The sequence below is a fragment of the Natronococcus occultus SP4 genome (genome assembly GCF_000328685.1).
In the GTDB taxonomy this organism is placed as follows: Archaea; Halobacteriota; Halobacteria; order Halobacteriales; family Natrialbaceae; genus Natronococcus; species Natronococcus occultus.
Genome location: NC_019974.1, coordinates 828,428 through 854,582, shown reverse-complemented (window position 1 = coordinate 854,582; position 26,155 = coordinate 828,428). Strand labels below are relative to the sequence as shown.

28 protein-coding genes and 1 pseudogene are annotated in these 26,155 nt (G+C 64.5%); 11 read left to right on the top strand and 18 right to left on the bottom strand.

Annotated features, from left to right (window positions below; genetic code table 11):
* Positions 1-8: 8 nt before the first annotated feature.
* Positions 9-995 (bottom strand): ring-cleaving dioxygenase, encoded by a 987-nt coding sequence (locus NATOC_RS04250; protein ID WP_015320188.1) that lies wholly within the window; start codon positions 993-995, stop codon positions 9-11.
* Positions 996-1,388: 393 nt separating this feature from the next.
* Between NATOC_RS04250 and NATOC_RS21695 the strand changes: the two genes are divergently transcribed.
* Positions 1,389-1,604 carry a hypothetical protein gene (locus NATOC_RS21695; RefSeq protein WP_015320187.1) on the top strand — a complete coding sequence of 72 codons (216 nt, stop codon included), beginning with the start codon at positions 1,389-1,391 and terminating at the stop codon, positions 1,602-1,604.
* Between the two features lies 1 nt (position 1,605).
* Here the strand turns inward: NATOC_RS21695 and NATOC_RS04245 are convergent, their stop codons facing one another.
* The 5 genes from NATOC_RS04245 to lrpA1 form a co-directional block, all read right to left on the bottom strand.
* Positions 1,606-2,511 carry a DMT family transporter gene (locus NATOC_RS04245; RefSeq protein WP_015320186.1) on the bottom strand — a complete coding sequence of 302 codons (906 nt, stop codon included), beginning with the start codon at positions 2,509-2,511 and terminating at the stop codon, positions 1,606-1,608.
* 141 nt (positions 2,512-2,652) lie between these two features.
* Positions 2,653-3,276 carry a nitrous oxide reductase accessory protein NosL gene (locus NATOC_RS04240; RefSeq protein ID WP_015320185.1) on the bottom strand — a complete coding sequence of 208 codons (624 nt, stop codon included), beginning with the start codon at positions 3,274-3,276 and terminating at the stop codon, positions 2,653-2,655.
* Positions 3,277-3,330: 54 nt separating this feature from the next.
* The gene (locus NATOC_RS04235; RefSeq protein ID WP_015320184.1) at positions 3,331-3,810 is read right to left on the bottom strand and encodes an SRPBCC family protein; all 480 of its coding nucleotides are present in this window, start codon (positions 3,808-3,810) and stop codon (positions 3,331-3,333) included.
* Between the two features lie 50 nt (positions 3,811-3,860).
* Positions 3,861-4,520: an HAD family hydrolase gene (locus NATOC_RS04230; protein ID WP_015320183.1), complete on the bottom strand. Its 660-nt coding sequence runs from the start codon at positions 4,518-4,520 to the stop codon at positions 3,861-3,863.
* Between the two features lie 110 nt (positions 4,521-4,630).
* Positions 4,631-5,059, bottom strand: coding sequence for an HTH-type transcriptional regulator LrpA1 (lrpA1, locus tag NATOC_RS04225; RefSeq protein WP_015320182.1), 429 nt, complete (start codon positions 5,057-5,059; stop codon positions 4,631-4,633).
* Positions 5,060-5,180: 121 nt separating this feature from the next.
* Between lrpA1 and NATOC_RS04220 the strand changes: the two genes are divergently transcribed.
* On the top strand, positions 5,181-5,516 hold the full coding sequence (locus NATOC_RS04220) for a hypothetical protein (protein WP_015320181.1): 336 nt from the start codon (positions 5,181-5,183) through the stop codon (positions 5,514-5,516).
* A gap of 394 nt (positions 5,517-5,910) precedes the next feature.
* Here the strand turns inward: NATOC_RS04220 and NATOC_RS04215 are convergent, their stop codons facing one another.
* The gene (locus NATOC_RS04215) at positions 5,911-6,846 is read right to left on the bottom strand and encodes a thiamine pyrophosphate-dependent enzyme (RefSeq protein WP_015320179.1); all 936 of its coding nucleotides are present in this window, start codon (positions 6,844-6,846) and stop codon (positions 5,911-5,913) included.
* Positions 6,847-6,849: 3 nt separating this feature from the next.
* Positions 6,850-8,754 (bottom strand): 2-oxoacid:acceptor oxidoreductase subunit alpha, encoded by a 1,905-nt coding sequence (locus NATOC_RS04210; protein ID WP_049888648.1) that lies wholly within the window; start codon positions 8,752-8,754, stop codon positions 6,850-6,852.
* A 263-nt stretch (positions 8,755-9,017) separates the two neighbouring features.
* On the opposite strand from NATOC_RS04210, the gene NATOC_RS04205 reads away from it, so the two are divergent.
* Complete coding sequence (locus NATOC_RS04205; RefSeq protein WP_015320177.1) at positions 9,018-10,823, top strand: 2-oxo acid dehydrogenase subunit E2; 1,806 nt, start codon at positions 9,018-9,020, stop codon at positions 10,821-10,823.
* A 16-nt stretch (positions 10,824-10,839) separates the two neighbouring features.
* Here the strand turns inward: NATOC_RS04205 and NATOC_RS04200 are convergent, their stop codons facing one another.
* The 4 genes from NATOC_RS04200 to NATOC_RS04185 form a co-directional block, all read right to left on the bottom strand.
* Complete coding sequence (locus NATOC_RS04200) at positions 10,840-11,349, bottom strand: VOC family protein (protein WP_015320176.1); 510 nt, start codon at positions 11,347-11,349, stop codon at positions 10,840-10,842.
* A gap of 62 nt (positions 11,350-11,411) precedes the next feature.
* The gene (locus NATOC_RS04195) at positions 11,412-12,443 is read right to left on the bottom strand and encodes an NAD(+)/NADH kinase (protein ID WP_015320175.1); all 1,032 of its coding nucleotides are present in this window, start codon (positions 12,441-12,443) and stop codon (positions 11,412-11,414) included.
* Positions 12,444-12,446: 3 nt separating this feature from the next.
* Positions 12,447-13,457, bottom strand: coding sequence for an alpha-ketoacid dehydrogenase subunit beta (locus NATOC_RS04190; RefSeq protein WP_015320174.1), 1,011 nt, complete (start codon positions 13,455-13,457; stop codon positions 12,447-12,449).
* Positions 13,454-14,542: a thiamine pyrophosphate-dependent dehydrogenase E1 component subunit alpha gene (locus NATOC_RS04185; protein WP_015320173.1), complete on the bottom strand. Its 1,089-nt coding sequence runs from the start codon at positions 14,540-14,542 to the stop codon at positions 13,454-13,456. Before NATOC_RS04185 ends, NATOC_RS04190 begins: the two co-directional genes overlap by 4 nt.
* 330 nt (positions 14,543-14,872) lie before the next feature.
* Here NATOC_RS04185 and NATOC_RS04180 point away from each other — a divergent pair, with 330 nt between their 5' ends.
* From NATOC_RS04180 to NATOC_RS04165, 4 genes are all read left to right on the top strand, one after another.
* The gene (locus NATOC_RS04180) at positions 14,873-17,533 is read left to right on the top strand and encodes a DUF1156 domain-containing protein (protein ID WP_015320172.1); all 2,661 of its coding nucleotides are present in this window, start codon (positions 14,873-14,875) and stop codon (positions 17,531-17,533) included.
* Positions 17,534-17,667: 134 nt separating this feature from the next.
* Positions 17,668-18,543 (top strand): hypothetical protein, encoded by an 876-nt coding sequence (locus tag NATOC_RS04175; RefSeq protein ID WP_015320171.1) that lies wholly within the window; start codon positions 17,668-17,670, stop codon positions 18,541-18,543.
* A gap of 105 nt (positions 18,544-18,648) precedes the next feature.
* A complete protein-coding gene (locus NATOC_RS04170) occupies positions 18,649-18,852 on the top strand; it encodes a DUF7557 family protein (protein WP_015320170.1) in 204 nt (67 codons plus the stop codon).
* Positions 18,849-19,244 (top strand): PIN domain-containing protein, encoded by a 396-nt coding sequence (locus tag NATOC_RS04165; protein ID WP_015320169.1) that lies wholly within the window; start codon positions 18,849-18,851, stop codon positions 19,242-19,244. The genes NATOC_RS04170 and NATOC_RS04165 overlap by 4 nt, the downstream gene beginning before the upstream one ends.
* A 315-nt stretch (positions 19,245-19,559) precedes the next feature.
* Here NATOC_RS04165 and NATOC_RS20900 read toward each other — a convergent pair whose 3' ends face one another.
* Positions 19,560-19,874, bottom strand: a complete 315-nt coding sequence (locus tag NATOC_RS20900) for a PhiH1 repressor (protein ID WP_083866622.1) — start codon at positions 19,872-19,874, stop codon at positions 19,560-19,562.
* Positions 19,875-20,681: 807 nt separating this feature from the next.
* Here NATOC_RS20900 and NATOC_RS04160 point away from each other — a divergent pair.
* Positions 20,682-21,590: a hypothetical protein gene (locus tag NATOC_RS04160; protein WP_015320167.1), complete on the top strand. Its 909-nt coding sequence runs from the start codon at positions 20,682-20,684 to the stop codon at positions 21,588-21,590.
* Between the two features lie 187 nt (positions 21,591-21,777).
* Here the strand turns inward: NATOC_RS04160 and NATOC_RS20890 are convergent.
* The 4 genes and pseudogenes from NATOC_RS20890 to NATOC_RS04150 form a co-directional block, all read right to left on the bottom strand.
* Positions 21,778-22,131, bottom strand: a pseudogene (locus tag NATOC_RS20890) (IS6 family transposase); the annotation flags it as partial.
* A 198-nt stretch (positions 22,132-22,329) separates the two neighbouring features.
* Positions 22,330-22,581, bottom strand: coding sequence for a hypothetical protein (locus NATOC_RS22755; protein WP_245549682.1), 252 nt, complete (start codon positions 22,579-22,581; stop codon positions 22,330-22,332).
* Positions 22,582-22,620: 39 nt separating this feature from the next.
* Positions 22,621-22,797, bottom strand: coding sequence for a hypothetical protein (locus NATOC_RS22750; protein WP_245549681.1), 177 nt, complete (start codon positions 22,795-22,797; stop codon positions 22,621-22,623).
* Positions 22,794-23,123, bottom strand: a complete 330-nt coding sequence (locus NATOC_RS04150) for a ribbon-helix-helix domain-containing protein (protein ID WP_015320166.1) — start codon at positions 23,121-23,123, stop codon at positions 22,794-22,796. The genes NATOC_RS22750 and NATOC_RS04150 overlap by 4 nt, the downstream gene beginning before the upstream one ends.
* A gap of 55 nt (positions 23,124-23,178) precedes the next feature.
* Here NATOC_RS04150 and NATOC_RS04145 point away from each other — a divergent pair, with 55 nt between their 5' ends.
* The 3 genes from NATOC_RS04145 to NATOC_RS04135 all read left to right on the top strand — a co-directional run bounded on the left by NATOC_RS04145 (position 23,179) and on the right by NATOC_RS04135 (position 25,029).
* Positions 23,179-23,871, top strand: a complete 693-nt coding sequence (locus tag NATOC_RS04145; protein WP_245549680.1) for a site-specific integrase — start codon at positions 23,179-23,181, stop codon at positions 23,869-23,871.
* 91 nt (positions 23,872-23,962) lie between these two features.
* Positions 23,963-24,286 (top strand): site-specific integrase, encoded by a 324-nt coding sequence (locus tag NATOC_RS22665; protein WP_217255555.1) that lies wholly within the window; start codon positions 23,963-23,965, stop codon positions 24,284-24,286.
* A 35-nt stretch (positions 24,287-24,321) separates the two neighbouring features.
* Complete coding sequence (locus tag NATOC_RS04135; protein WP_049888646.1) at positions 24,322-25,029, top strand: site-specific integrase; 708 nt, start codon at positions 24,322-24,324, stop codon at positions 25,027-25,029.
* Positions 25,030-25,122: 93 nt separating this feature from the next.
* Here NATOC_RS04135 and NATOC_RS21690 read toward each other — a convergent pair whose 3' ends face one another.
* Positions 25,123-26,079, bottom strand: a complete 957-nt coding sequence (locus NATOC_RS21690; protein ID WP_015320165.1) for a hypothetical protein — start codon at positions 26,077-26,079, stop codon at positions 25,123-25,125.
* Positions 26,080-26,155: the final 76 nt, after the last annotated feature.

Below are 26,155 nucleotides of genomic sequence, written 5' to 3'. Positions count from 1 at the left end.
GGCCCGGCTCAGTCGTCCGCGTCGACGGTCGGCCCGTCAAACGGCGGCAGCTGGGCCTCGATCCGCTCGCGCTCGTCCTCGAGGTGGTCGGGGAGAACGAGCTCGGAGCCGAGTTCCGCGGCGTCCTCGTCGACGGCGAACCCGGGGCCCGTCGTCGCCATCTCGACGAGGACGCCGCCGGGCTCGCGGACGTAGATCGAGCGGAAGTACTTCCGGTCGATCACCTCGGTCGGCGAGAGCCCGTGGTCGGCGAAGGCCTCGCGCCACGCCGCCTGTTCCTCGACGTCGGCGACCGAAAACGCGACGTGGTGGACCGTGCCGACGCCCATCCGACCGCGTCCGGCGTCGGTCTCGACGAGGTCGACGATCGATCCCGGACCGCCCGCCGCGCTCCGATAGCGCCGTCGGCCCTCGGCCTCGTCCGCGAGCTCGTACCCCAGCACGTCGGTCAGCACGGCCGCGGTCGGCGCCATCGAGTCGACCGCGAGGGTCACGCCGTGAAAGCCCCGGAGCTGGTGGTCGGTCGGGACCGGGCCGTCGGTCCACGGCGTCGCGTTCGAGCCGCCGCTCGCGCTGTCCGAGACCGAATGCGCCTCGCTTGTGGCGACGAGCTCGAACTCGATCCCGTCCGGGTCCTCGAACCGGAGGACCGTCTCGCCGAACCGCTCCGCGACGTCGACCGCGACGCCCCGCGACTCGAGGCGATCGCGCCAGTAGTCGACCGACGCCGACGGCACGCGGTAGGCGGTCGTCTTCGTCTGACCCGCGCCGAACTGCCCGGGACGGCCCTCGTCGGTCCACGGAAAGAAGGTGACGTTCGTCCCGGGCGTCCCCTCCCCGTCGCCAAAGTAGAGGTGGTAGGTGCCGGGATCGTCGTGGTTGACGGTCCGCTTGACGAGGCGCAGTCCCAGCGTACCGACGTAGAAGTCGGCGTTGCGCTGCGGATCGCCCGCGATCGCGGTCACGTGGTGGAGGCCGGGGGTTTCGGGTGCCATACCGCCGCTACGAGCTCGGTCCTTGAGACGCTTCCCTCACGGTGGTGTCACGCGGTGACGGCGACGTTACCGGGGTAGGGCCGTCGAAAAAGGTCGTTCCGAAAGACGGTGTCTCACTCGATTTCGAGTCGGGTGACGACCGGCACCTCGTTCGTGATGACGTCCAGCAGCGGCGAGGTAGGCTCGACGCGCTCTCTCGTTGTTTCTTCTCTCGTGGCCATCGCTGACTCACCGATACGAGCTACGACGGCGACGACGATAACCTAGCTCGGGAGGAGCTAGCTACCGATCAGATTCGCTTCGGAGAACGGCTGCCGCCCGTGGCGGCGCGAGCGATCGCCGTCCGCGTCGAAATCCTTATATTCCTTATTGCTGTGTGAGGTAATAGCACACATGCAAGGTTGCTCGGATCAAGCGCTGTTAGCTACGCTTGCCGAGCGGGGACCGGCCGAGATGGTGACGCTAGCAGACGAGTTCGAGACCCACCCCGTGACGATCACCGAACGCTGCTACGAGCTCCAGTCCGAGGGTCACGTCCGGCAGATCTCGGGCGGCGTCTACGTGATCACCGACGACGGCAGAGCCTACCTCGAGACGCTCTCGGAGTGAGCTACGAGCTCCGGCGCCGTTCCCGTTCGATCGTCGTCACGTAGATGCCCGCGAGGACGACGAGCCCGCCGCCGACCGTGATCGCGTCGGGGACCTCCGCGAGCAAGACCAGCGCCAGCAGCGTCGCGCCGATCGGTTCGCCCAGCCAGGTGACGCTGACGACGACCGACTCGAGGTGTTTCAGCGCCCAGTTGACGATCGTGTGCCCGAAGATGCCGGGACCGATCGCCATCCCGAGAAAGAGCAGCCACTCCCGTGGGGGGTACGCGAGGTACGCGTGGCCCTGCGCGCCCACGAGGAGCGCGAGCGTCAGCGAGCAGGCCGCGTAGACGACGGTCACGTACGGAAACAGCGAGACGCGTTGCCGGATCGACCGCCCCGCGAGGACGTAGCCCGCGACGGTGACGGCCCCGAGCACGGCCAGCGCGTTGCCGTACATGGTCGCGTCCGAGATCGGCGCCTCGCCGGCGTCGCCAAGCGACATCGCGGTCGCCCCGAGCAGGGCAACGACGATGCCGACGACGGTCTCGCGGTTGACGCGCTCGCCCAGCACCAGCGCTGCACCGAGGGCGACGAAGATGGGTTGGGTCTGGACCAGCGTCACGCTGGCGGCGACGCTCGTGTGATTCAGGCTCTCGAACCAGGCCGCGAAGTGGACCGCGAGCGCGACGCCGGCGACGATCGCAAACCCCAGATCCCGCCGCGAGAGGCGGGCGAACTCCTCGCGGTACCACACCAGAGCGATCGGCGCGACGATCGCCGTCGTAAACAGGACCCGGTAGAAGGCGGCGACCGAGCTGGGGGCACCGCTCCAGCGCACCAGGATGGCGCTCGTGCTCGCAGCGAAGATCGCGAAGGCGAGGGCGCCAAGCGGCGTCACCTCGAGATCGGACCCGTACCCGTTCACGTCGTGTCACAATACGTGAGCGGCACAAACGCCTTCCGGTGCCCGTTCAGCGGGGCCGCTGTCGGATCCTCGAAGTCGGCACCGATCCCGACCGTCCTCGCGGCGCGGTTCGTGCTCGCCGTCTGCGGGGCTCGAACTGGCTCAACTCTCCGGAAACCGCCCGTCCCGGTAGATCGAGGCGACGTCGGCGTCGATCTCGCCGAAGCCGACCACGTCGTCCGCCGTGAGCTCCTCGGCGTCCCACTCCTCGAGGTAGTCCAGGGCGTCGTCCTCGTCGGCGAACGCGCGGGGGTTCAGCCCCATCACCTCGTCGTCGACGCCGTCTTCGTCGGTGACGATCACGAAGTGGGCCTCCGTGGCGTCGATCAAGTCGCCGGTCTCGTAGTCGACCGTCCAGGCGCCGACGATCTCCGAGTCGACCGGGACGTCGGCGAGGTAGGCGGTCATACAGCCCGAGGAACAGAAGATCGCCCGCTCGTCGTTCTCGTGGGCGAGCTGGCTGTGCCAGTCGGGGTAGTCCGTCGGCGTCATCGCACAGACGACACAGCTCTGGCTCTGCTGGAACTCGAGGGGGTTGTCGCCCGACTCCTCGATGTGGGGCGCGTTCGGGTGTTCGCCGTCGTCCGCGTCCTCGTCCCCGTCCCCGTCGCCATCGTCGTCACCGTCGTCATCGTCCAGACACCCCGCGGTGCCGACGCAAACGCCCGCGCCGAGGACGCCCAGTAGCCGTCGGCGAGCGACCGGTCGGCGATCGTGCGAACTCATAGAGCAGGGTAGCGACGCCGCGATCAAAACAGGCGTGGTTCGTCCGTCGATCGGCTACTCGAGTTCGTCCCTCGTCAGCCGGTGACGAGCCCGGAACATCGTCTCGAAGCCGACCCGCGAGAACGGCGTCGCCGCCCTGCCGAGCGGACCCAGCGGGAGCTCGTACTCGACGCGGTCCCGCAGGAGCGTCTCGTCGCCGTCGCCGTAGAAGGCGTGGGTGTGGACCCACCGCTCGAACGGGCCGTCGACCATCTCGTCGCGGAAGTAGGCCGTCCCGTCGGCCCGTTCGCGCTCGGTGATCACCGACGTCCACTGCTGGCGCGGTCCGACGCCGAACGGGCGGGTCGACAGCGTGACCCGCGAGCCGGCCTCGAGGACGCCCGGCTCCGGCTCCCCGTCGGGACCGACGACCGAGTCGACGGTCAGTCCCATCCAGCCCGGCGTCACCGCCTCGAGCCCCGACACTCGCGAGTAGAACTGCCAGACGTCCTCGAGCGGCGCGTCGACGCGCGTCTCGCGCTCGTAGGTGGCCATGCCCTCGGTAGGGGCGTCGAGGGGAAAAGCGCGCGCCTATCGGCCGCTGCTTACCGCTTCTCGAGGACGTTGCCCAGCTCCCCGAGGGACTCGATCTCGTAGGCCGCGTCCTCGGGCAGCGGTACGTCGGCGTTGTGGGGGCGTCTGAGGTAGGCGGCCTCGAGGCCCACCTCCTCGGCGGCGAGGACGTCGGTCTCGCGGTCGCCGACGTAGAGCCCCGCCTCGATCCCCAGCTCGTCGAGGGTCTCCCGGAGGAGATGGGGGTCGGGTTTGCGACGACAGAACCCTTCGGGCGTGGGATCCCGTCCTCTGGCGGCCGCGAACGGCACCGGAAGGTGGTCGGCGACGAACCGGACGGTCTCGTGGCGGTTGTTGCTGACGAGCGCGAGCGTCGCCCGTTCGGCGAGCGACTCCAGGGCCGCGACGTCCTCGTAGCGGGCCCGCTCGCCCGAACGGATTCGATCGGCTGCGAGCCGGGAGGCCGCGGCCTCCTTTCGCCGCCAGAACTCCCGGGGATCCGCGCCGAGAGCGCAACAGGCGGACTCGACGGTCTCGTAGCCGTGGGCGCGGAGATCAGCACGCTGTCGGTCCGTCGGCTCAAGCCCGAGCTCGGCCGCAGCCGTGTCGGCCGCGCGGTCGTAGACCGACTGCGGCGTCCCCGGTCCCTCGAGGACGACGCCGTCCATATCCAGCAGTATCGTCTCGGTCACGGCGGCAGCTACGCGCCGAGCGCATATTGATCCGACGGACCGGGTGAGTCGGGAGAACGTAGCAGGGCGAACGGCGAAAAGCGACGGAGCCGACGGTGCACTCGAGGCCGTTACTTGAGCCGTTCCTGGAGGAACGAGGGGTGGGCGGCCGTGACGCCCTCGATCTCGAGCAGCTCCTCGGAGATGATCTCGCCGAGCGCGTCGCCGTCCTCGGCGCGGACCTCGGCCATCAGCATGTGGTCGCCGCTGGAGCTGTAGAGGGCCTCGACTTCCTCGAGTTCCTTGATCGTCTTCGTCGCCTCGACGTAGCGTTCGCTGGCCACGTCGAGCCCGACCAACGCGATCGTCTGGCTGGAGAGCTTCTTCGGGTCGACGTCGGCCGAGTAGCCCACGATGACCCCCTCCTCCTCGAGCTGGTTGATGTACTTGCGAACCGTCGGCTTCGAGACGTCGGCCCGCTCGGCGATCTCGGCGTAGGACGCCTGTGCGTCCTCCTCGAGGACCGCAAGGATGCGGTCTTCCGTCGCTTGGGTGCTCATACGGTATAGTTTTGCTCCGGGCGGAAAATAACTTTTGTATTCGAAAACGTCGGCTCCCATGAGTGAAGCTTCCGGTCGAACGATCGCCGGATTTATTCGCTCGCTCCGCCGATGGCCGTCGATGGTCGACGCGAACGTCCTGCTAGGAGCGTTCTGGATCTGCTGTGGGCTCGTCATCCTCGCCCCCGCCGTCCTGATCGCGTTCGGCGGGCGGGCCGATCTGCACGTTCACTACGACGAGGACGTCGATCCCGACTACGTCTCGCGACGGGCCGGGACGACGGCCCTGCTGATGGGACTGGCGACCGTCGCCTACGGCGTCCACCAGCTGCTGTACGGGTTCTCCTCGACGGCGTTCGGCGGTCTGCTCGTCGCCCTGCTGGTCCTGAGCTCGCTCACGAAGCGGTTCGCGCAGGGGTGGGGGTACGAGCCGGACGACGACGACGCGATGGAGTGAGCGAGTCGAAGCGAGACCGGAGCGTGCTCAGAACACTCCAAGGACCGTCCCGAGCAGGACCACCCCCGTCCCGACCGCGGCCATCGACGCCCCGACGTAGCGATTCCGGCGTTCTGTCTGGCGGTTTCCGCTTCCGTCCCGTCGATTCCGGTCGCGAAGGTGACGAGGGTCACGGCGCCGCCGGCGACGAGCAGCGTTCGCCCGGGCCCCGGAATCGCGCCACCCATCCGTCACGGACGAACCCGACGCCCCCGTAGACGAACGCACAGCCCCCGAGGACGAGCATCGAGAGCCGGTACCGTCGAGCCGGATCTATACCCGATACGTCACCCTCTCGAACGATATTTCTGTCGGCTCGGATACAACCTCGAAAAAGATCGCTCGGGGTGTCGGTCTACTTGTGGCGCTCGAGCAGGTCGTAGCTGCGCTCCCACTCGGCGTCCTCGTCGAAGTACCGCTCGGCCAGGGGCTGGTCGGGCATCTCGCCGACGGCCTTTTTCTCCTCGGTGTAGGACGGACGGTCCTCGTCGACGTAGTACCGACCCGTCAGGACGGTCCCCTCGTTGAGGACGTCCTCGGTCTCACGCATGATCTCGGCGGCCTCGGCGCGGTCGTTCATGTCGTGGTCGTAGTCCTCGGAGTCCTGGATGTCGATGTAGGGGACGTACTGGCGGGCGTCCTTGTTCCAGGTCGGACACTGGGTCAGGAAGTCGACGTGGGCGAAGCCGTCGTGTTCGATGGCTTCCTTGATGATCTCCTTTGCCTGGTTGGGGTTGACCGCGGCGGTGCGGGCGATGTAGCTCGCACCGGCGTTCAGCGACGTCGACAGCGGTCGCAGCGGCGTCTTCGCGCTGCCGGAGGGCTGGGTCTTGGACTTGTGGCCCTTCGGGCTGGTGGGCGAGGTCTGGCCCTTCGTCAGCCCGAAGATCTCGTTGTTGAACACGATGTACGTGATGTCGTGGTTCTCGCGGGCCGAGTGGATCCAGTGGTTGCCGCCGATCCCGTAGCCGTCGCCGTCACCGCCGGCGGCGATGACCTCGAGCTCGGGGTTGGCCAGCTTCGCCGCGCGGGCGACGGGCAGCGAGCGGCCGTGGATCGTGTGGAATCCGTACGTGTCGAGGTAGCTGTTGAGCTTGCCGGAACAGCCGATTCCGGTGACCGTCAGGACCTCCTCCGGGTTCTTGCCGAGTTCGGGGAGTGCCTGCTTCAGCGACTTCAGTACGCCGAAGTCGCCACAGCCCGGACACCAGGTCGGCTGCGGTTCCACACCGGGCGTAAACTCGTCCCGGTCGATCTCTCGTTCCTCACCGATTGCGTTGAATGCACTCATTGTTCAGTCACCTGCAGCGGGTTCGATTCGCACCTGTGCCTCTGGCTGCCGGTCCTCGTCGGCCAGGTTGACTTCGTAGCCCTCGACGATCTCGGCGGGCTCGAAGGGGTTGCCGTTGAACTTCAGGAGGCTGGTCATCTTGTCGCCGAACCGACCCAGCTCCTTCTGGATCAGGCCGCGGAACTGCGCGGTGGCGTTCATCTCGACGACCATCGCCTCGTCGACGCTCTCGAGGAACTCCGTGACCTCCGTCTCGGCGAAAGGCATCATATCGGAGACGCTGATGCCCTTTACCGAGTGGCCTTGCTCGTTCAGGCGCTCGATCGCTTCCTCGACGGCACCCTGGGAGGAGCCCCACGTGATGATCCCGTAGTCGGCCTCCTCCGGCCCGAAGTAGGTCTGAGTGGAGTCACGTTCCTCGTCGAGCTCCGCGCGGATCTGCTCGAGTTTCTCGAGGCGTCGCTCCATCTGGAAGACGCGGTTGTCGGGGTCCTCGCTGATGTGACCGACCGGCGAGTGCTCGTTGCCGGTCGCGAGGTAGCGCCCGCCCTTCTGGCCGGGGATCGATCGCGAGGCGACGCCGTCCGTCGCCTCCTTGTAATCGAACCGCTTGAACTTCCCGGAGGCGTCGTGGGCGGCCTCCTTCAGTTCCTCCTCGGTCAGCGTCGAGCCGAGATCCGGCGAGGGCTCGCGGTCGAAAAAGTCGACGTCGACGTTCTTGTTCTCGCCCGAGAGCTTCTGGTCGTAGATGACGATCGCCGGAATCTGGTAGTCCCAGGCGATGTCGAAGGCCAGTCGGGTCTGCTCGTAGGCCTCCTCGATGTTACCCGGCGCGAAGACGACGCGCTGGGAGTCGCCCTGACTCGTGTAGAGGACGTGCTCTAGGTCGGCCTGTTCGGGTTTGGTCGGCATCCCCGTCGAGGGACCGGCGCGCATCGACTCGATGAGCACGACCGGCGTCTCGGTCATCTCGGCGAGGCCGAGCGGCTCGCTCATCAGCGCGAACCCGCCGCCCGAGGAGCCGGACATCGCCTTGACGCCGGCGTGGCTCGCACCGACTGCGAGCGCGGCCGCGGCGATCTCGTCTTCGACCTGCTCGGAGACGCCGCCCATATCGGGGAAGTTCTGGCTGAGGATCGTGAAGACGTCCGTCCACGGCGTCATCGGGTAGCCGGCGATGAACCGACAGCCGGCGTCGATCGCGCCGTAGGCGATCGCGTTCGAGCCCGACAGCAGCGCCTGCTCGGTGTCGTGGTCCCCCTCGGGGGCGCGCAGGTCGTGGGTCGTCTCGAAGTCGTCGTCGACCATCTCGTAGGCCTCGTGGAGGATCTCGAGGTTCGACTCGAGGACGTCCCCGCCCATCGCGTCGGACATCAGGTCCTCGATGTGCTCGAGATCCATGTCGAGCAGCGCCGCCGTCACGCCGATACCGGCGGTGTTTCGCATGACCTCGCGGCCGTGTTCCTTGGCGAGACCGCGCAGGTCGACCGGGTAGACGTGCCAGTCGTTCTCCTCGGCGCGCTCCTCTAACTCGAGCTCTTCGACGTCGTCCTCGCTGAGCAGCCCTTCGTCGTAGACGATGACACCGCCCTCGCGGAGTTCGTCCAGGTTCTCCGAGAGGGGTTTGATCTCCTCGTTGCCGTAGTAGGCTTCCTCCTGGGGGTTCCGGGCGAAGGAGTCCCCGAGCGCGAGGAGGAAGTTGTAGCCGTCGCCCCGTGACTGTACCTCGTCGGCTGCGGCCCGGATCTCGACGTAGGTGTGGCCGCCACGGATCCGCGATGGATAGTGGCGGTGTGTGAATACGTCGAGCCCCGAGCGCATCAGCGCCTTCGCGAAGTTCTGACTCGTCGAGTCGATCCCGTCTCCGGAACCGCCTGAGACTCGCCAGATGAGTTCGTCATCGCTCATTGAAATCAGTGGCCAGGTGGCCAGCCGTATCCGAATTTTTGTCTCACCGTGCCTAAAGCCTTTGCTATAGATTGCCATGCATCTATCGTGAAGAATGTACAACCATCCAATTTAGGAGGAGCTTCTGCGGTCGTTACCAGTGTTCGATTCGACAAATAACGAACGATCCGGTACCGGGCGGGCGGTCCGTCGGCGTTCGACCGCTGACGGCTCCGGGCCCGGCCACCGATACGCTTTATTCGCTCGTCGTGCGATCATGGGTCATGGGTTATGTTATCAAGATGCCGAAGCTCGGGCTGGAGATGGAACGCGGGGAGCTGCTGGGGTGGGCGGTCGAGGAAGGCGAGACGATCGAAGAGGGTGAACTCGTCGCCGAGGTCGAGTCCGAGAAGAGCATCGGTGAGATCGACGCCCGCGAGGACGGCGTCCTCCGGCGAACCTACCTCGAGCCGGGCGAGTCGGTGCCGCCCGGGACGCCGATCGGGATCGTCGCTCCCGCCGACGCGGATATCGGCGACCTTGAGGCCGAGGTCGAGGCCGAACTCGAGGACGTTGACGCCGGCGAGACGCCTGCTGCGACCGCGGACGCGGACTCGGGTGCCGAAGCCGCGACCGACGGTGCCACCTCGGAGGCGGCGACCGGGGCGGGGGCGGCCGCCGACACGGGCAAGGTCTCGCCACGCGCACGGAAACGGGCCGAGGAGCTCGGCGTGGAGCTCGAGGGAATCGAGGGGACGGGGTACCAGGGCGCGGTCACCGAGGACGACGTCGAGCGTGCGGCCGAGACCAACGAGGGCGTAGCGACGGCGGTCCAGGCCTCTCCGCGGGCCCGCAAGCGCGCCGAGGAGTTGGGTGTCGACCTCGCGACCGTCGAAGGGACGGGGTACCAGGGATCGGTCACCGAGGACGACGTCGAGCGTGCGGCCGAATCGGTCGACGACGCCGGACGAACGCTCCGCGAGGAGCGGCCCTTCGACGGGATGCGCCGCACGATCGCCTCGCGGCTCGGCGAGAGCTACCGCGAGGCCGTCCACGTCACGACCCACCGCGAGGCCGACGCCGAGGCGCTGTTCGCCGCGGCCGACGCCGCGAACGACGTCCTCGACGCCGACGTCTCCGTCCAGGACGTCCTCCTGCTCGCGGTCTCGGCGGCTCTCGAGGACCATCCCGCGTTCAACGCGACCTTCGAGGACGACACCCACCGCCTCTGGGCGGACCACAACCTCGGGGTCGCCGTCGACATCGAACAGGGGCTCATCGCCCCGGTGCTCCGGAACGTCGAGAAGAAGTCCCTCGAGACGGTCGCACGCGAGCGCCGCGAGCTCGTCGGGGCCGCCCTCGAGGGCGAGTACACGATGGACGACCTGCGGGGCGGGACGTTCACGGTGACGAACCTCGGCGTGCTGGGCGTCGAGTCGTTCGATCCGGTTATCAATCCGCCCCAGGTCGCGATCCTCGGAGTCGACGCCGTCGCCGAACGACCGACGCGGGACCCCGACGACGGGGTCGAGTGGCGCCGTCACCTCCCGTTCGACCTCTCTTTCGACCACCGGGTCGTCGACGGCGCTGACGCCGCCAGGTTCCTCGAGACGCTGATCGAGCGCGTCGAGGAGCCGTGGTCGCTGCTCCCCGAGGACGTCGACCGCGCGGACGGGACCGAAACCGAGATGCCCGGCCGAACCGTCACCGCCTCTAATCCCGAAGGGATGGCCGGCCGGATCGAGGCGGGCTCGTTCGAGTGGTCCTACGACGAGCCCGAGGACGCCGGCGGCTCGGAGACCGGTCCCACCCCGGTCGACGTCTTCCTCGGCGGACTGGCGGCCTGCCTCTCGCTTTCGGTTCGGTTCCAGGCCGAAAAGCGCGACGCCGCAGTCGGCGAGATCGACGTCACGACCGACGCCGAACCCGAGCACGGCGCCGTCGAGCAGCTCGCCGCGACGATTCGCCTCGAGAGCGACGCCGACGACGACACGCTCGAGCGGATCGTCGATCTCGGCGAGCGGGGCTGTCACGTCTCGCAGCTGCTTCGCGAGGACCTGTCGCTGGAGCTCTCCTGGGAGCGTCTCTAAGGGTCGCTGGGATCGCTCACTCCGGGTACGTTGCGTCGGGTTCAGGAAGCGACTCGACGTTCGCCGCGGTCTCGAAGATCGTCCCGTTGAGTTCGTCCGCGGTGTCGACGTACCAGAACTCGACGCCCTCGTAGTTCCCGCTCTGGAGCACCGGCATCCCCGCGTCCTCGAACGCCTCGACGACGGCGTGAGGGTCCTCGAACGCGAAGCAGGCGACGTGGTGGAGCCCCTCGCCGTGCTCATCGAGGTGCTCGGTGTAGATACTGGGCCCCTCGAGGGGCTCGATCAGCTCGATCATCGTGTCCCCGAGCTGTGCGAGCGCGAGCAGCATCGAGAACTCGCCGTCCTCGCCCCGGAAGGTCCGGTCGGTCATTGCGGGCGGCTCGAACCGGTGGATCTCCCAGGGACCGATCCCGAGCAGTCCGTCGAACCGGTCTATCCCGTCCTCTATGTCCTCGACAACGAACGCGACCTGCGAGAGTTCGGGGAGCTCGACGCCGATCTGTGGTATGTCTTCACCAACCATACCATGCCGTCGACGGCCGGGAAGATAGCGTTTTGGCTCGTCCCGGGCGACCGCTCGCCGTCTCAGTCCTCCCGAGCGGGCGGGTGGTCGGCCCTCTCGATCACGAACGCGCCCGCTTCGCTCCCGGCCGCGAGGACGGCGTCGACGTCGACCAGCCGCGGGCCGTCGGCGCGGACCCGGAACTCGACGGTCGTATCCGTGAGTTCGAGCTCGCGCTCGCCGTCGGCGCCGACGACGCCGTCCGGAACCTCGAACCGAACCGGGTCGTCGGGCTCGACACGCTCGCACGACTCGATCCCGACGGTCGCCACCACGCCGGGTGCCAGCGTCGCCCGCGCGGTCCGCGGGGCGTCCTCGGGATCGGTCAGCCGGAGCGCCACGCCGCCGGGCGCGGCGGGGGCGACGGGTTCGAGTGCTCCGGCGACTGCGGGGAGGCCGATGTCTCCCGGGTGGGCCCGCGAGACGACGCCCCCACGGAGGTCGCCGGGATCGAGCAGCGCCCGCGAGCCGATAAACGACCGCGAGGACACCTCGGCGGCCGCCAGCGCGGACAGGTTTCGCTCGCCGTTCGGGGTCTCGGCCCGTGCTTCGACGACGCCGTGGCGCTCGGTGACGTCGGCAGCCGGGACGACGTCGGTCGCGAGCAGCGCTGCGGCGACGCCCGCGACGGTGCCGTCGACGGCCGACGGGACGACGTTGTTCGTCCCCGTCGAGACGGCGACGACCGGAACCGAGCCGATCTCGCTCGCGACGTCGCGGGTCGTCCCGTCCCCGCCGAGGACGACGACGGCGCCGACTCCCTGCTTGCGAAACTGCGCGGCCGCTCGACGCGTGTCCGCGGCCGTATTCTCGACGGACATCTCCAGGGCCGCGGCCTCGAGCTCGTCGGGCGCCTCCTCGAGGACGTGGTCGGCGATCCCGGACCGGTCGGGCATCAGCCGGACGGCCAGGGGGTCGGCGACCGCGGTCAGCCCCTCGAGGACGCAGTCGGCGACCCGTCGCTTCGCGTAGTCGTCGACGACGCTGGCGCCGCCGGTGAGCCGCCGGATGTCGCGCCCGGCGGCGGGGTTGACGACCAGGCCGACACGATCCACCGCTCAGGTCACCCGCTCGATCGCCTCGCGGACGTCGTCGCCGTCCGGCAGGACCTCCTGCTCCAGGGGCGTGCTAAACGGCATGTGCGTGTCGGGCGTGCCGACCCGCTGGATCGGCGCGTCGAGGCTGAAGAACGCCTCCTCCTGGACGCGGGCGATGATCTCCGCGTGGGTGCCGTACGACAGCGGGCTCTCGTCGGCGACGATGAGCCGTCCCGTCTTCCGGACGCTCTCGACGATCGTCTCCGTGTCGAGAGGGTACAGCGACCGGGGATCGATCACCTCGGCCTCGACGCCGGCCTCGGCCAGGCTCTCGGCGGTCTGGAGCGACTCGCCGACCAGCCGCTGGGTGGCGACGACCGTGGCGTCCTCGCCCTCGCGCTCGATCGCGGCCTCGCCGATCGGGATCGTGAACTCCTCGTCGGTCGGCACCGCGCCCTCCTGCTCGTAGATCATCTTGTTCTCGAAGACGAAGACGGGGTCGTCCGACCGGATCGCGGCCTTCGTCAGCCCCTTCGCGCTCGCGGCGGTGCCGGGTGCGACGGCCTTCAGCCCGGGGAAGTGGCTAATCCAGGTGTGGATCGTCCCCGAGTGCTGGCTGGCGGCGCCCATCCCGCCGCCCTCGGTGGTGCGGACCGTGACGGGCATCTCGGCTTTCCCGCCGAACATGTAGCGCATCTTCGCCATCTGGTTCATGATCTGTTCCATCGAGACGCCCGCGAAATCCGAGAACATGAGCTCGACGACCGGGCGGGTGCCCGTCGCCGCCGCACCCGTCGCCGCGCCCATGAAGCCGGCCTCGCTGATCGGCGTATCCCGCACGCGCTGGGCGCCGAACTCGTCGTACAGACCGCTCGTGACCTCGAGGACGCCCCCGAAGACGCCGATGTCCTCGCCCATGAGGTAGACGTCCTCGTCGCGCTCGAGTTCCTCGCGCAGCGCCTGGCGGACGGCCTCCCGAACGGTCATCGTCTCGGTCTCGGTCTCGAGTTCGCGTTCGGTCTGGGCAGTCATTGTCGTTCACCTCCCTCGGATCGCGAACGATCCGGTGTGGATCGCGAATCGTCGATTCGCTCACCGCCGTCGGTCCGCGCGGCAGTCGCAAAGCGCTCGATCTCGGGGGGCGTCTCGGCGAACATGTCGTCGTAGGCCTCGTGGGGCGCCGGCGGCTCTGCCTCCCGGGCGTACTCGACCGCCGCCTCGATCTCGGCCTCGACCTCGTGCTCGAGCTCCTGGAACTCCTCGTCGGTGAGCTCACCCCGGTCGATCAGCCGCTGTTTGAACGAGTCGATCGCGTCGCGGTCCTTCCAGCGCTCGATCTCGTCCTCGTCGCGGTAGGGTTCCTCGTCGCCCTCGTAGTGGCCCCGGTAGCGGTAGGTCTCGGCCTCGATCAGCGACGGCCCGTCGCCGGCCCTGGCGCGGGCACGGGCCTCGCCGACGGCCTCCGCGACCGCGGTGACGTCCATCCCGTCGACGGTCAGCCCCGGGATGTCGTGGGCCTGAGCGGTGTCGCTCAGGTTGTCGACGTTGTGCTGGTCCTCGACGGGCGTCCCCTCGCCGTACTGGTTGTTCTCGATGACGAAGATCGCCGGTAGATCCCACGTCGCCGCGAGGTTCATCGCCTCGTGGACCTGGCCCTGGGCGACCGCGCCGTCCCCGAGGAAGCCGACCGCGACCTGGTCGCGGTCCTGGTAGTCGATCGACAGCGCCGCGCCGGTCGCAAGCGGTGGTCCCGCGCCGACGATCCCGTTGGCGCCGAGCATCCCCGCGTCGACGTCGGCGATGTGCATCGAGCCACCCTTGCCGTTGCAGTAGCCCTCGGCTTTCCCGTACAGCTCGGCCATCATGTACTTCGGATCCAGCCCCTTCGCGATGCAGTGGCCGTGACCGCGATGGGTGCTGGCGATGTAGTCGTCGTCCTCGAGGGCGGCGCAGGTGCCGACGCCGACCGCCTCCTCGCCGATATAGAGGTGAACGAAGCCGGGGATCTCGCCGTCCGCGAACCGATCTCCGGCCTCGCTGTCGAACGCGCGGATCGTCAGCATTCGTCGCAACGCCTCCCGTCGTCCCGCTTCCGTCTCTATGTCAAATCCTCCCATGGCAGGTTAGGATTACACGACATCCACAATAAGTGCTAGCAGCCACCACGAACCGGTACCACCGAAGCGTCCGGATCGCCGATATCGGTGGTCGACCCAGAGCTCGGATCGCTCGCTCCGAGACCTCGCCTCGCGGACCGGCAGCGAAACACACGTGGTCTGCCTGTAGAAAGGGTGAAGTGTCCCAGCTGTCGAACCTACGGTATGACTCTCGCCGAATCCCACATGCGCCCGAGGACGGCGACCGCGGGACGGGCCCGTGCCGTCCCCCGACGTCGTGAGCGACTGTCGATCGTTCGTCCTCGGTTCGGATCCGTCACTCGGTAGCTCATGTCCGACGAGCAGCCCGAGCGACCGATCGAGCTCACGTTCCCGACGGATCGGGTCAACGAGATCGCCGAACGGGAGGCCCACGCGAAGCGCTACTACCGACCCGTCTACACGATGCACAAGTGGTGGGCACGTCGCCTCGGTAGCGTGTTCCGGACGATGGTGCTGTACTCGCTCGCCGACCGGGAGCTGAGCGTGACCGGCACGCGCCAGTCAACCCTCGGCGAGGACGACGGCCTCCCGAAGATCGACTGGGACGACCCCGAGGCACTCTGGCAGTACTACCTCGAGGACGTCGACTTCGACGGGAAGACCGTCCTGGACCCCTTTATGGGCGGCGGGACGAGCGTCGTCGAGTCGCTCCGGCTGGGCTGTACCGCGATCGGGAGCGAGCTAAACCCCGTCGCGTGGTTCGTCGTGAAAAAGGAGGTCGAACCCGTCGACCTCGACGTCCTCGACGCGGCCTTCGAGCAGCTGGAGGCGACCGTCGGCCGCGAGATCCGGGACTACTACCGCACCGACTGTCCGGACTGCGAGGACGACCACCGCGCGGCGTCGATGTACCAGTTCTGGGTCAACGAGGTTCCCTGCCTGGAGTGTGCAGAGCCCGTCGCCCTCTTCAACGACTACCGGCTCGCCGAGGCCCGATCCGCGGCGAACGACCGCGATATCGTCGTCTGTCCCGGCTGCCGGCACGTCTTCGAGACCGACGACTACCGAACCGAGACCGCCTGTCCCGACTGTTCCTGGGAGTTCGTCCCCGAGACCGCGGGGACCGTCGACGGCGGGAGCTACACCTGTCCGCACTGCGAGGCGGGCACTGGAATGTCGATCGTCGAAGCCGTCGACCGGTACGGGGCACCCGAGCGCGCGCTCTACGCGGTCGAGTACTACTGTTCGGAGAGCGGCGAGAAAGGGTACAAACCGGCGAGCTCGTTCGATCGGGAGCTGTTCGCGACGGCGCAGGCGGAGCTGGCCGAGACGCGCGACTCGCTGCCGATCCCCACCACCGAGCGCTATCGGGGGAGCTCCGACCGCGCCCGGAAGTACGGGTTCGAGCGGTACGACCAGATGTTCAACGACCGCCAGCTGCTCTGTCTCGGCAAGCTGCTCGCGGCCATCGCCGATCTCGAGGACCGCAACGTCAGGGAGTTTCTCTTGCTCGCGTTCTCGGACAGCCTGGCTTTCAACAACATGTTCTGCGAGTACCACAGCTCGGAGAACAAGATCCAGGGGCTGTACAAGCGCCACACGATCACGGCCCGCCACACGCCGGTCGAGAACAACGTCTGGGGCGCCAGCGAGGGCGCCGCGACGTTTTCGACGGCGTTCGAGAAGATGCGGGCCGGCAAGGAGTTCTGTCGGAACCCCTACGAGAAGTACGTCGAGGACGGCGAGACGAAACAGCAAAACGGCGTCGGCGAGATCGAGGGCCGCCTCGTCGACGACCCCGCCGACCTCGGTAGCGAGGGGAACGTCTTCCTGCGGTGTGGCAGCTCCGAGCAGCTGCCCGTCGCGGACGACAGCGTGGACGCGGTCATCACCGACCCGCCCTACCTCGACAACGTCATGTACGCCGAGACGGCGGATTTCTACTACGTCTGGCTCACACAGGTCCTCGAGGACGAGTACGACCAGTTTGCCCCCGAGCGCACGCCCAAGGCCAGCGAGGTCGTCAGCGACCCTGCCAGCGCCGACAGCGTCGAGACCTACCGCGACGAGGAGCACTTCGTTGCGGGACTGACGAGCGTCTTCGAGGAGGCAAACCGTGCGCTCAAAGACGACGGCGTCATGGCGTTTACGTTCCACCATACCGAGACCGCGGGCTGGAGCACGGTGCTAACGGCCGTCCTCGAGGCCGGGTTCACGGTGACGGCGGTCCATCCGATCCGCGGCGAGATGCGCGGCAGCACCCACATCCATAACAAGGACAGCATCGAGTACGACGTGATCGTCGTCTGTCGCTCCCGCCGCGAGGAGCCGGAAGCGGTGCGCTGGGAGACCCTCCTGGAGGAGATCCACGACCGAGCCAGCGAGGCGATCGAACGACTCGAGGCCGACGGACCGCGGCTCGCGCGGGGCGACGTCTTCGCCGTCGCGATGGGGACGTGCCTTGAGGCCTTTTCGGAGCACTACCCGAACGTGACCCGCGACGGCCAGCGCGTCTCGGTCGACGACGCGATAGCGACGATCCGCGACGTCGTCGTCGAGCGACTGCTGAGCGAACGGGTTCGGCTGTTGAGCGAGGCGACCGAGCCGACGACCGCCGTCTACCTGGCCACCGTCCTGGGTCGCGGGGGGACGATCGCGGCCGATACCTTGCGCGAGGACCTCCGACGGCGCGCGGTCGACGTCGACGATCTCGTCGCGGAGGGACTTCTCGAGCGGGACGGCGAGCAGCTCCTGGTAGTGGCGCCGAGCGACCGCGTCGAGCTGATCGAGGAGAAGGACGATCCCCTCGCCGTGGACAGGGCCCACTACCTCTTCCACCTCGCCGAGACCGACCGCCTGGTTCGGGAGTTCGGCCCCTGGACCGACGACGGCGCGATCGCGGCTCTCGAACAGTTGGCCGAGATCGAAAACGAGGACGCCTACGCCGAAATCGCCGACTACGTCCGGGATCGGTCGGATACCCAGCGGGGTCTCGAGGAGTTCGGCTGAGTTGCGACGTGGGTCGACGATATACAGGCGGACGCGGGACGACGGTACCCGCCGACGCGTCGGACGACGCGACCGTCCGGAAATCCCACGATTTTAGTCGTGAGTGACGAAACCGTTCGCAACCGGAGCTACTCATGAGCTACAACCGCTGGAGCCGACGGCGAGTGCTTGTCGCGACGGGCGGGACGGCAGTCCTCGCGGGGTGTAGTACGGACGACGACTCGGCGTCGAACGGCCAGGACGACGGTTCCGAGAACGGAGCCGATGATTCGGAACCCGACGAGGACGGACCCGAGGCCGACGGTTCGGAGCCCGACGAGAACGACACCGACGAGGACGAACTGGAGCCCGAGTCTGATGAGGACTCGGAACCCGACGAGGACGATTCGGAGGCGGACGAGGACTCGGAAGTCGAGGAACCCGACCTGTCGGAGTTCACCCTTCGGGTCGTCGACGCCAACGGCGAGCCGGCCGAGGCGATGCTCGTCGTCGGCGAGGGGGAGCCCCACGAGGCCGACATCCCCCTCGAGTTCACGGGCGTGACTGGATCGGAGGGGTACCATCACAACCGGATCTACGAGAACGAGTACACGATCGAGATCGACCACCCCGACTACGAGGGGACCACGATCGAACACAGCCACGACGGTCCGAGCGAGGTTACCGTCGAGCTCGACGTCGTGGTGGACGACTCCGCCGAGGGCGACTCCGCCGAGGACGACGACCCGACTGGAGCCGAGGAGCCCGACCACGCGGAGCTCGTCCTCCGGGCCGTCGACCCCGACGGCGACCCGATCCAGGGCGCGGTCGTCAGGGGCGAGGGCGAGCCCCACGAGGCCGACATTCCGCTGGAGTTCACCGGCATCACGGGCGGGGACGGCTACCACTACAACCTGATCTACGAAAACGAGTACTCGATCGAGATCGACCACTCCGACTACGAGCCGACGACGGTCGAGCACACCCACGACGGCGACCACGAGCTGACCGTCGAACTCGAACCCGAGTGAGACGGGCACAGATCCCGGCGGAATTGCAGTGATCTCTCAGCGGCGTCCTCGCAACACGTACCCCGCGTGCCCGGCGAAAGGGATCCCTTCTTGCATACACAATGCATGCACGTGAGTACGTCCATTCGCGTCTCGGAAGAGACGAAAGAGAAACTCGACCGGTTGAAGCGCGACGACGAGAGCTCCGACGAGTTACTGGCGCGACTGGCGAGCGACGAGGAGCCGATCGCCGTCGGCTCCTGGGATTCGGACACCGCTGATCGAGCCCGTGACGCTATCGACCGTTCCCGAGACAGCTTCGAGCGATGACGTTCCTCGATTCGTCGGTCATCATCGACATGCTCGAAGGGGTCGACGATACCGTGGCCTACGTCGAATCCCAATCGACGCCGTATCTCACGTCCTCGATCTGTGTCTACGAAGTCCTCGCGGGGACACTCGGCCACGAGGAGACGGATCTCCGAGAGGAGCGCCAGCGCTTCGGGGGCGTTCGTGCGCTCGCGTTCAACGAGCAGATCGCACTCGAGGCCGCCGAATTACAGGACCGGTTGCTTGCCGACGTCGAACGGATGGCCGTTCGGGATCTCATGATCGCGGCGACCGCTCGCTCGACCGGTGACCGGCTCGTCGTCGCCGACTCCGATTTCCAAACGGCGGCACTCGAGGAGACGATGGACGTGACGAACCTTCGGGAGGCCTAACCTGCCAACGACTCGGCACACCACTCCCTATGCGGCTATCGCGGCTACTGGTAGCCGATTTCGTTGTGTGAGGGTCGGGGAAAATTCTCGCTGTCGTGATCACTCCCGGGATACTCCTGCCTGCTCCTCGTAATCTCGTACAGAAGGTGATCACTGGCATAGTGAGATCAGGCAGAGCGAACATTCGACACCGCTCTTGGATCCCCCGTCGAGAGGCATTGGATCCAATAACCTGCTCCATCTATCGAGGGGTTGACTACAAACCCCCTTCGAGGTGCTCGAGTATCCAGTCCTCGAGCACGACACCAGCTTGGCTCATCGCAATTCGGAGGTTTCGCTTGCAGTTGGACCGTCTTTTGAACCGTTTCCGTTCAGGAAGATATCGTTCTCAGCGTCGTACTCTTCGTTAAGATACGCTTCCCCTTTCCCGGTAATCGTGTAAACACCGTTCCCAAGCGGCTGGAGCAGATCGTTTTCAGCTAATTTCTTGCAACGACGGGAAACCGAGGACTGAGAAATACGGATCGCATCTCGTTCAGCGAGATCGCCAACCCGACCTGCATCCTCCTTTCGAATTATCTCGAGAATGCGGTCATCCCAGATCGTCATCCACGTCCCAGATAATCGCATCATATCCTATTTCAGTATAGAGGTGCCTAATACCACTGAATCTACTGATAAAGACTGGATTTGCTGACTATACCTAACCGTTGCATTTATGCAATATTCGAGTGATTGTGATAGTAAGGAGTTACCGACTCGCCTGAAGATGACTCTTGTCGGTACGTGAGACCGGGCGGCGCTGGCACGCCGCCCAGAAGGTAGCTCCGTCACCCAACGCATGAATTCCGAAGCTTCCGTGGGGACCACGCCCCACAGACGGCAAGAGGCATCACCGGTCAAAAGATCTGACGCTCGCTGCGCCTGCGGTGCGGATCCGGACGACTACGATTCGCACTGTGGGAACCGACATCCGCAACGAGAGGACGAGCGGTCGGGCAGCCGCGGTGACCACGACGATCGACGCACAGGCTCGAGACGATCAGCCGGGCCCGTGAACGGACACGTGCTCTCTTCCTGTGACACGTCGGGCTGTACGAACTGGAAAGTGGCCGTCACGCACGACGGCTCCCACTGTCAGGACTTTGCCGCCCGCATGAACGGCCCTACCGGGCGATCCGGCGGCTACTTCGCAGGGCCATAGTGGCAGCCACTCCGGGGACTCCGACGACTGAGTGGGCAGCTGTCTCGAGGACGGCGACGCGACTAGGTGAGCCAGTCACGACGCTGCGCTCCCCGTGCCGACGGACTGTGTTCCGTCCTCGCCTACGACTGCTCTGCTTACTGCTGCGCTGGCCAGCGTGCCAGCAGGCGGTCTCCGACGGTCACGATCGGCCAGTATCGCTCGCTAGCCAGTCCTGCCTCCCCTCCCGATCGATGTCAGCAGACATACCCACCGAGATGGACGCCTCGTCAACCAACCAGCACCAGCCGTCCCGAAGCGACCTCGAGTCCCTCCACGAACGTCTCGACCAACTCGAGACCGAACTCGAGCGCAAAGACGACCGTATCCAGCAACTCGAGAACGACCGCGATCGACTCACCGACACCGTCGCCGTCCTCGAGACGCGCGTCGCGGACCTCGAGGCCGACTGTAATCGTCTCGAGAACCTCGCCGAAGCAGCGCTCAACAAGGCCAATACCAACAAGGAACGAATCACCGAACTCCAGTCCCGAGAACTCGAGAAAGGTGCCCACCTCCACGCGGACAACGTCGACGAACACACGATCGATGTTGTCGACGGCCGCCTCGAGCGGATCGAAAAGGATGACGGAAACGCCTACTATCGACTGCCCGAGAGTGCCGACCCGCTCGAGCGCGGCGGTGGCGTGTCGCTCGCCTACGGTGACCTGCTTCCGATCCAGCAACTCGCACGGATGGACGAAGACATGCGTCGCTCAGCGGCAAATTCCCTCCCGATGCGACTAGCCGCGAAGCTCTGGCAGGCCCGCGCCGATCCGAGCGTCGGTGACAATCCCTGGAAGCAAGGCTGCAAGGATATCGCCGAGTACGTTTCCGCAAGCGAACTCAAACACTGGATCCGACGGAAAGAGTCCGGTGTTAGCGAGAGCTACGCAAAGAAACTCGTCTCGAGGACGATCGACGCGATCCTCGACCTCTCGAAGAACCGGCTCGGCGTGCGGCGAGCCACCGAGCGAAAGAACGGCCTCGAGTATACCGAACGGCGCGTGATCCTCCCCGACGACGCGGCAATTCCGGGAGAGGGGACTCGTTCAGATCAGCGTCCATCGACAGATCCGGAGACAGCTGCCGTCCACGGATAGGGGCGTCCCCACGTTCATCTGTCCCTCGAGAGAGGTCCCATCTCTCGCCTGAATATCGGCATTGCAGCCGACAGCGGTTGTTTGATGGGGTCGGTAGCGGTTGGTCCGTTTTTCGAGCGGTCATCGGCGGTCAACGTCGAAGACAGTCGATACAGTAGTGTCTGTGGACGACAACTGTCCATCGTGTTTAGTTAAGCGAGTTCCACCAAACGGCGAAGGCTCGTAACCACGTTTCGGCGGTTGTTGGATCGACGTAACTGAAGCTATCACTGAACGAAGAGGTACGTTATTTCACCTTTCTGAAGACACGTTCGACAGCATTCCGATTTCCGTGTCGTTCGGGTCGAAATCGGAGCCCGGTTCGCTGGAGTGCTGTTGCTAGATGCTGGGCATGATCGACGAGAAACACGGCGTCCTCGACGTCGTGTTTCTCACGAAGCTCTCCCAAGAATCGTTGCGTCAGTGCTGTTGTAGTCGTCATAAAGAGCCGTGCATGCAAGAATTCGTTCGTCTGAGGATTAATAGCCGCGTACAGCCAGAACTACGACGGGCTGAGAGCGTTACGAGGGAACCGAAACTGTACTTGGGACTGTCCGGTTTTCCGCCCCGACTAGCACCGTTCTCCGCATCGTACCGACGAGAGCTGCGAGCGTCGGCCCCCTGGATCCCCGATCTGCGCGCTCTCGAACTGGCATAGCTGGGTGATACCTAGTACCAAGCGCGGAGAGGTTGCAGGACTTCAGCCGACGTACTCGAGAGCGAGTTCCGGGAGGTTGTGCTCGGCTGGAGGAAACGCAGCGAAGTCAGCATCGTTGGTACAGATCGTCGGTTCCCGGTCGCGATGTTCGAACGCGAGGACGACGATCGGGATATCTTTCGGCTGAACACCGGTAATTCTGGCGAGGAGCTGGGTCTGAACGTTCGCTCGACGCTCATCGAGTAGCGAGTCGGCGAAATCGCGACTCGAGGGGGCTTCGATCAGCCCGGTCATCCGAGTGAGACGGGTCAGGAACAGCGTCTGCAGCTCGTCTCATTCCCTCGCTGTCAGGCCGGGCGTGCGATCGAACGCGTTGAGTGCTTCCTGTACCATGTACGCATTGATCGCCGACACCGTCTCGCCCCGTTCGATGTCGTCGAGGAGCCGTTCCGCCCGGTCGTTCGTCCCGAGCGTTCCGAAAACCCAGAGGTTCGTATCGAGGATCTTCACGCGTGATCGACGTACTCGTCGGCTGCGTCCTCGCGAGCGGCTTCGATCGCGTCCGCGACTTCCGCTTCGTCGACGTGCTGGCGAAGCTCGTCGAGCCGGGCGTGTAGTTCGTCGTCGCTCACTGAATTCTGTTCGGCGCGAGCGAGTAACTGCTCGACGCGCAGCGCCGCGATCGCCGGCTCGTCGTTCAGTTCGATCAGGTGACGACGGACTGACTCCTTAATGAACTCGCTTTTGTTCGTGTAGACGCCCGTCTCCTCGAGGAACTGCTCGAGTTCCCGATCGAGTTCTTCGGGGAACTTGACGCTGACGTTGGCGTACTTCATGGTAATACTATAGTAGCACAGACCAATAAAGGTGTTCGCGCCGAGTCGGGAATGCGTGAAGCCTCCCGAAGTTGGCCGCAACGAGGACGCACGTGACGAACTGCTCGATTCCGAGCAGGCCGAGACGATCATCGGCTATCTCGAGCGGTACAAGCGTGCGAGCCGCGACCACGTCCTCGTCGCGATCCGCTGGCATACAGGGATTCGACTCGGAAGTCTCGGTGCGATCGATCTCGATGACTACGAGCCCGAAGAGCAGTGTTTCTGGCTCCGGCATCGTCCCGAAACGGGGCCGCCACTCAAGAATCAGCAACCAGCTGAGCGCGCAATCGCACTCGACGACTACTACTGCGACGTCCTCGACGAATACATCCGGTTCCACCGACACGATGTTGCTGACGAACACGGACGGCAGCCGCTCGTAACGAGCGATCAGGGGCGATTGAGTGCCAGTCAGATCCGCACGGAGATCTACCGTCTTACTCAGCCCTGTATAGTCGGGCACTGTCCCCATGATCGCAAGCCGATGGATTGTGAGGCACGCGAGTACGAACACTACTCGGAGTGTCCCAGCAGTCTCTCGCCTCATACTATCCGACGCAGTGCGATCACCCATCAGCTCCGAGAGGGCGTTCCGGAACGAATCGTCAGCGATCGATGTGACGTTTCATCGGAAGGGCTCGAACACCACTATGATCGACGAACCGACCGAATGAAGATGGAACAGCGACGCGACTTCATCGAGTAACTGTAGGAGTCCAGTGACGGCAATCAGCGTCAACCGCTGATTGCTCAAATACGAAATTCAGGTATTACAACTCCTGAAACTCCAGAATTGTATGGACTCGCCGGGATTTGAACCCGGGGCCTCTCCTCAGGCCTGCTACCGTCGGTTTTCCGTGGAAGCCATGACCACGTTAGAACCGATGCATCCGACGGAAGCCGTACAGACCTACCTTGACGGTAGAACAGACCTCTCTCCCTCCTCTAAGGAGAACCACGAGTATCGGCTTGAGCGATTCCTCGAGTGGTGTGAGGAAGAAGGGATAGATGACATGAACGATCTCACCGGACGGAATCTACACCAGCACAAGATATGGCGCTCTCAGGACGTGAATAACGTCACTCTCAAGAATCAACTCGGGACCGTCCGACAGTCTTAGCGTTCTGTGAGTCCATCGATGCTGTCTCTCCGGGTTTGAGCGAGAAACTCGAGCTACCGGACCTCGGATTCAAAGAGGATGTGAGCGATACGATGCTATCTCCTGAGGAAGCTGAGAAGATCCTTCCTTACCTCGAGAAGTACGAGTACGCCACTATTCGCCATGTGATTTTCCTCCTTCTATGGCACTCAGGAATCCGCACAAGTACGCTCAGAGCGTTCGATGTAGATGACTTCAGTGGATCGGAGAACTACATCGAAGCCGTTCACAGATCAAGTACGCCGCTGAAAAACAGAACACAGGGAGAGCGGGAGATCAATCTCAACGATGAAGTCGTTACCGTGATCGAAGATTATCTTGAGATGAATCATCCTCAAGTGGAGGATGAGAACGGACGTATGCCGCTCATCGGGACTAAGAAAGGGAGGGCACATGACACAACGATCCGGAATCACATCTACCGGGTCACTCGCCCATGTCACTATCTGAATAAGTGTCCTCATGAGAGAGATCAGGAAGAGTGTGAGGCAGCGAACAGTAGGTTCGCTTCGAAGTGTCTCTCATCGGTGTCTCCTCACGCCATCCGAAAGGGATCGATCACCTACCACCGGAACAACGGGTGGCCTGCGAAAGCTGTGAGTGATCGAGCCGATGTGAGCCAAGAGGTACTTGATCGGCACTACGATAAGGGAACCAAATCGGAGAAGCGGGAGCGACGGAAAGAGTTCCTGAATAACCTGTAGCTCTCTTTTCCCGTCGTTTCAGGATAAACGACTAACTACTGCAATCGATTCTAAGACTGCTGGCTTCTGTTCTCAGCTGTTTTCGCTATCAGTCTATGTTCCTTCTAAATCGGATAACTGAGGCCCACAAGCGAAATACTCATATGGATTGTGAGGGTTCTCTGATGACCCATCTACCTCTTTCTGGATTTCTTCTGGTAGTCGAGTTTGACCCCATCCCTCCTCTTTTCTGTTAAATGTCTCAAAAGCTTCAAAGGACTCAAAACTTCCATCCAACTTTATATTCCGAGCACCGTAGACAAAGAAAGAAAAGGACTCTTCTTTCAGGTCATTGCAAACCAATGTTAGATAGATGGAGACCGATGTTACACCAGAATTATAGAGTTGGTTCAAAACTTCAGGAAGCGGCTTTCCTGTATTATGTTCAGAACTCCGAATTTCCGTTACTTGGGGAATCCCTTTGAAGTGTACTACTGTATTGTCAGAGTCTAAGTATCCTCCTTGGACCGTCTCAATAGCATCCCGGTAACTAATGCCCTCTGCAGAGGTATTTCTGTGCCTTCTCAGACCGGACGGAGCAGGCGCTAATTCATAATCATAATCATCTAACTCATATTTGTGTTGCTCCATTCGAGCATATTCCGGATCGTCGTAATCATCAAAATTGACGAGAAGATCGCATCTTATACGAATATTCTCTGCTGAGCCGTTTCCTCCGTTTGATAACACCAACGAAACCTCTGTTTCTGTAAACGTAGCACCATGAATTCGTATCTGCGGTTCATACTGTACTTGCATAATTTCTTTCTGCGACCTCTGCAGATCCGTTTGCTTACTTTGAGTGGAATATTGCTGAAAGTACAGAACGATGAGAGCGAGAGTGAGGAGTCCGGTGGTGACAACTGAGGATGCCTGAATCCCTGCTTCTCCGAATTCCCGGTACACGAAAGGAAGAGAAACGATCGCTACTATAGCTCCAAGAACTGCTAACCCTACGGTGGCCGTTGAGACCCACCTAACTACAGCCGAACGATCAGGCGAGCTTCCCATTACCAGCTACATTCTGAAGCCGGATTATGTAATGGCTCCGACTCACTACTCTTGTTTCCGGGTCCAAAGACGGCTA

Excerpts from the sequence above, each read along its gene's own strand:
- NATOC_RS04250 (WP_015320188.1), bottom strand. The coding sequence starts at position 995 with ATGGCACCCGAAACCCCCGGCCTCCACCACGTGACCGCGATCGCGGGC.
- NATOC_RS21695 (WP_015320187.1), top strand. The coding sequence starts at position 1,389 with ATGCAAGGTTGCTCGGATCAAGCGCTGTTAGCTACGCTTGCCGAGCGG.
- NATOC_RS04240 (WP_015320185.1), bottom strand. The coding sequence starts at position 3,276 with ATGAGTTCGCACGATCGCCGACCGGTCGCTCGCCGACGGCTACTGGGC.
- NATOC_RS04235 (WP_015320184.1), bottom strand. The coding sequence starts at position 3,810 with ATGGCCACCTACGAGCGCGAGACGCGCGTCGACGCGCCGCTCGAGGAC.
- lrpA1 (WP_015320182.1), bottom strand. The coding sequence starts at position 5,059 with ATGAGCACCCAAGCGACGGAAGACCGCATCCTTGCGGTCCTCGAGGAG.
- NATOC_RS04220 (WP_015320181.1), top strand. The coding sequence starts at position 5,181 with ATGGTCGACGCGAACGTCCTGCTAGGAGCGTTCTGGATCTGCTGTGGG.
- NATOC_RS04215 (WP_015320179.1), bottom strand. The coding sequence starts at position 6,846 with ATGAGTGCATTCAACGCAATCGGTGAGGAACGAGAGATCGACCGGGAC.
- NATOC_RS04210 (WP_049888648.1), bottom strand. The coding sequence starts at position 8,754 with ATGAGCGATGACGAACTCATCTGGCGAGTCTCAGGCGGTTCCGGAGAC.
- NATOC_RS04205 (WP_015320177.1), top strand. The coding sequence starts at position 9,018 with ATGGGTTATGTTATCAAGATGCCGAAGCTCGGGCTGGAGATGGAACGC.
- NATOC_RS04200 (WP_015320176.1), bottom strand. The coding sequence starts at position 11,349 with ATGGTTGGTGAAGACATACCACAGATCGGCGTCGAGCTCCCCGAACTC.
- NATOC_RS04190 (WP_015320174.1), bottom strand. The coding sequence starts at position 13,457 with ATGACTGCCCAGACCGAACGCGAACTCGAGACCGAGACCGAGACGATG.
- NATOC_RS04185 (WP_015320173.1), bottom strand. The coding sequence starts at position 14,542 with ATGGGAGGATTTGACATAGAGACGGAAGCGGGACGACGGGAGGCGTTG.
- NATOC_RS04180 (WP_015320172.1), top strand. The coding sequence starts at position 14,873 with ATGTCCGACGAGCAGCCCGAGCGACCGATCGAGCTCACGTTCCCGACG.
- NATOC_RS04175 (WP_015320171.1), top strand. The coding sequence starts at position 17,668 with ATGAGCTACAACCGCTGGAGCCGACGGCGAGTGCTTGTCGCGACGGGC.
- NATOC_RS04170 (WP_015320170.1), top strand. The coding sequence starts at position 18,649 with ATGCACGTGAGTACGTCCATTCGCGTCTCGGAAGAGACGAAAGAGAAA.
- NATOC_RS04165 (WP_015320169.1), top strand. The coding sequence starts at position 18,849 with ATGACGTTCCTCGATTCGTCGGTCATCATCGACATGCTCGAAGGGGTC.
- NATOC_RS20900 (WP_083866622.1), bottom strand. The coding sequence starts at position 19,874 with ATGCGATTATCTGGGACGTGGATGACGATCTGGGATGACCGCATTCTC.
- NATOC_RS04160 (WP_015320167.1), top strand. The coding sequence starts at position 20,682 with ATGTCAGCAGACATACCCACCGAGATGGACGCCTCGTCAACCAACCAG.
- NATOC_RS22755 (WP_245549682.1), bottom strand. The coding sequence starts at position 22,581 with ATGACCGGGCTGATCGAAGCCCCCTCGAGTCGCGATTTCGCCGACTCG.
- NATOC_RS04150 (WP_015320166.1), bottom strand. The coding sequence starts at position 23,123 with ATGAAGTACGCCAACGTCAGCGTCAAGTTCCCCGAAGAACTCGATCGG.
- NATOC_RS22665 (WP_217255555.1), top strand. The coding sequence starts at position 23,963 with ATGGACTCGCCGGGATTTGAACCCGGGGCCTCTCCTCAGGCCTGCTAC.
- NATOC_RS21690 (WP_015320165.1), bottom strand. The coding sequence starts at position 26,079 with ATGGGAAGCTCGCCTGATCGTTCGGCTGTAGTTAGGTGGGTCTCAACG.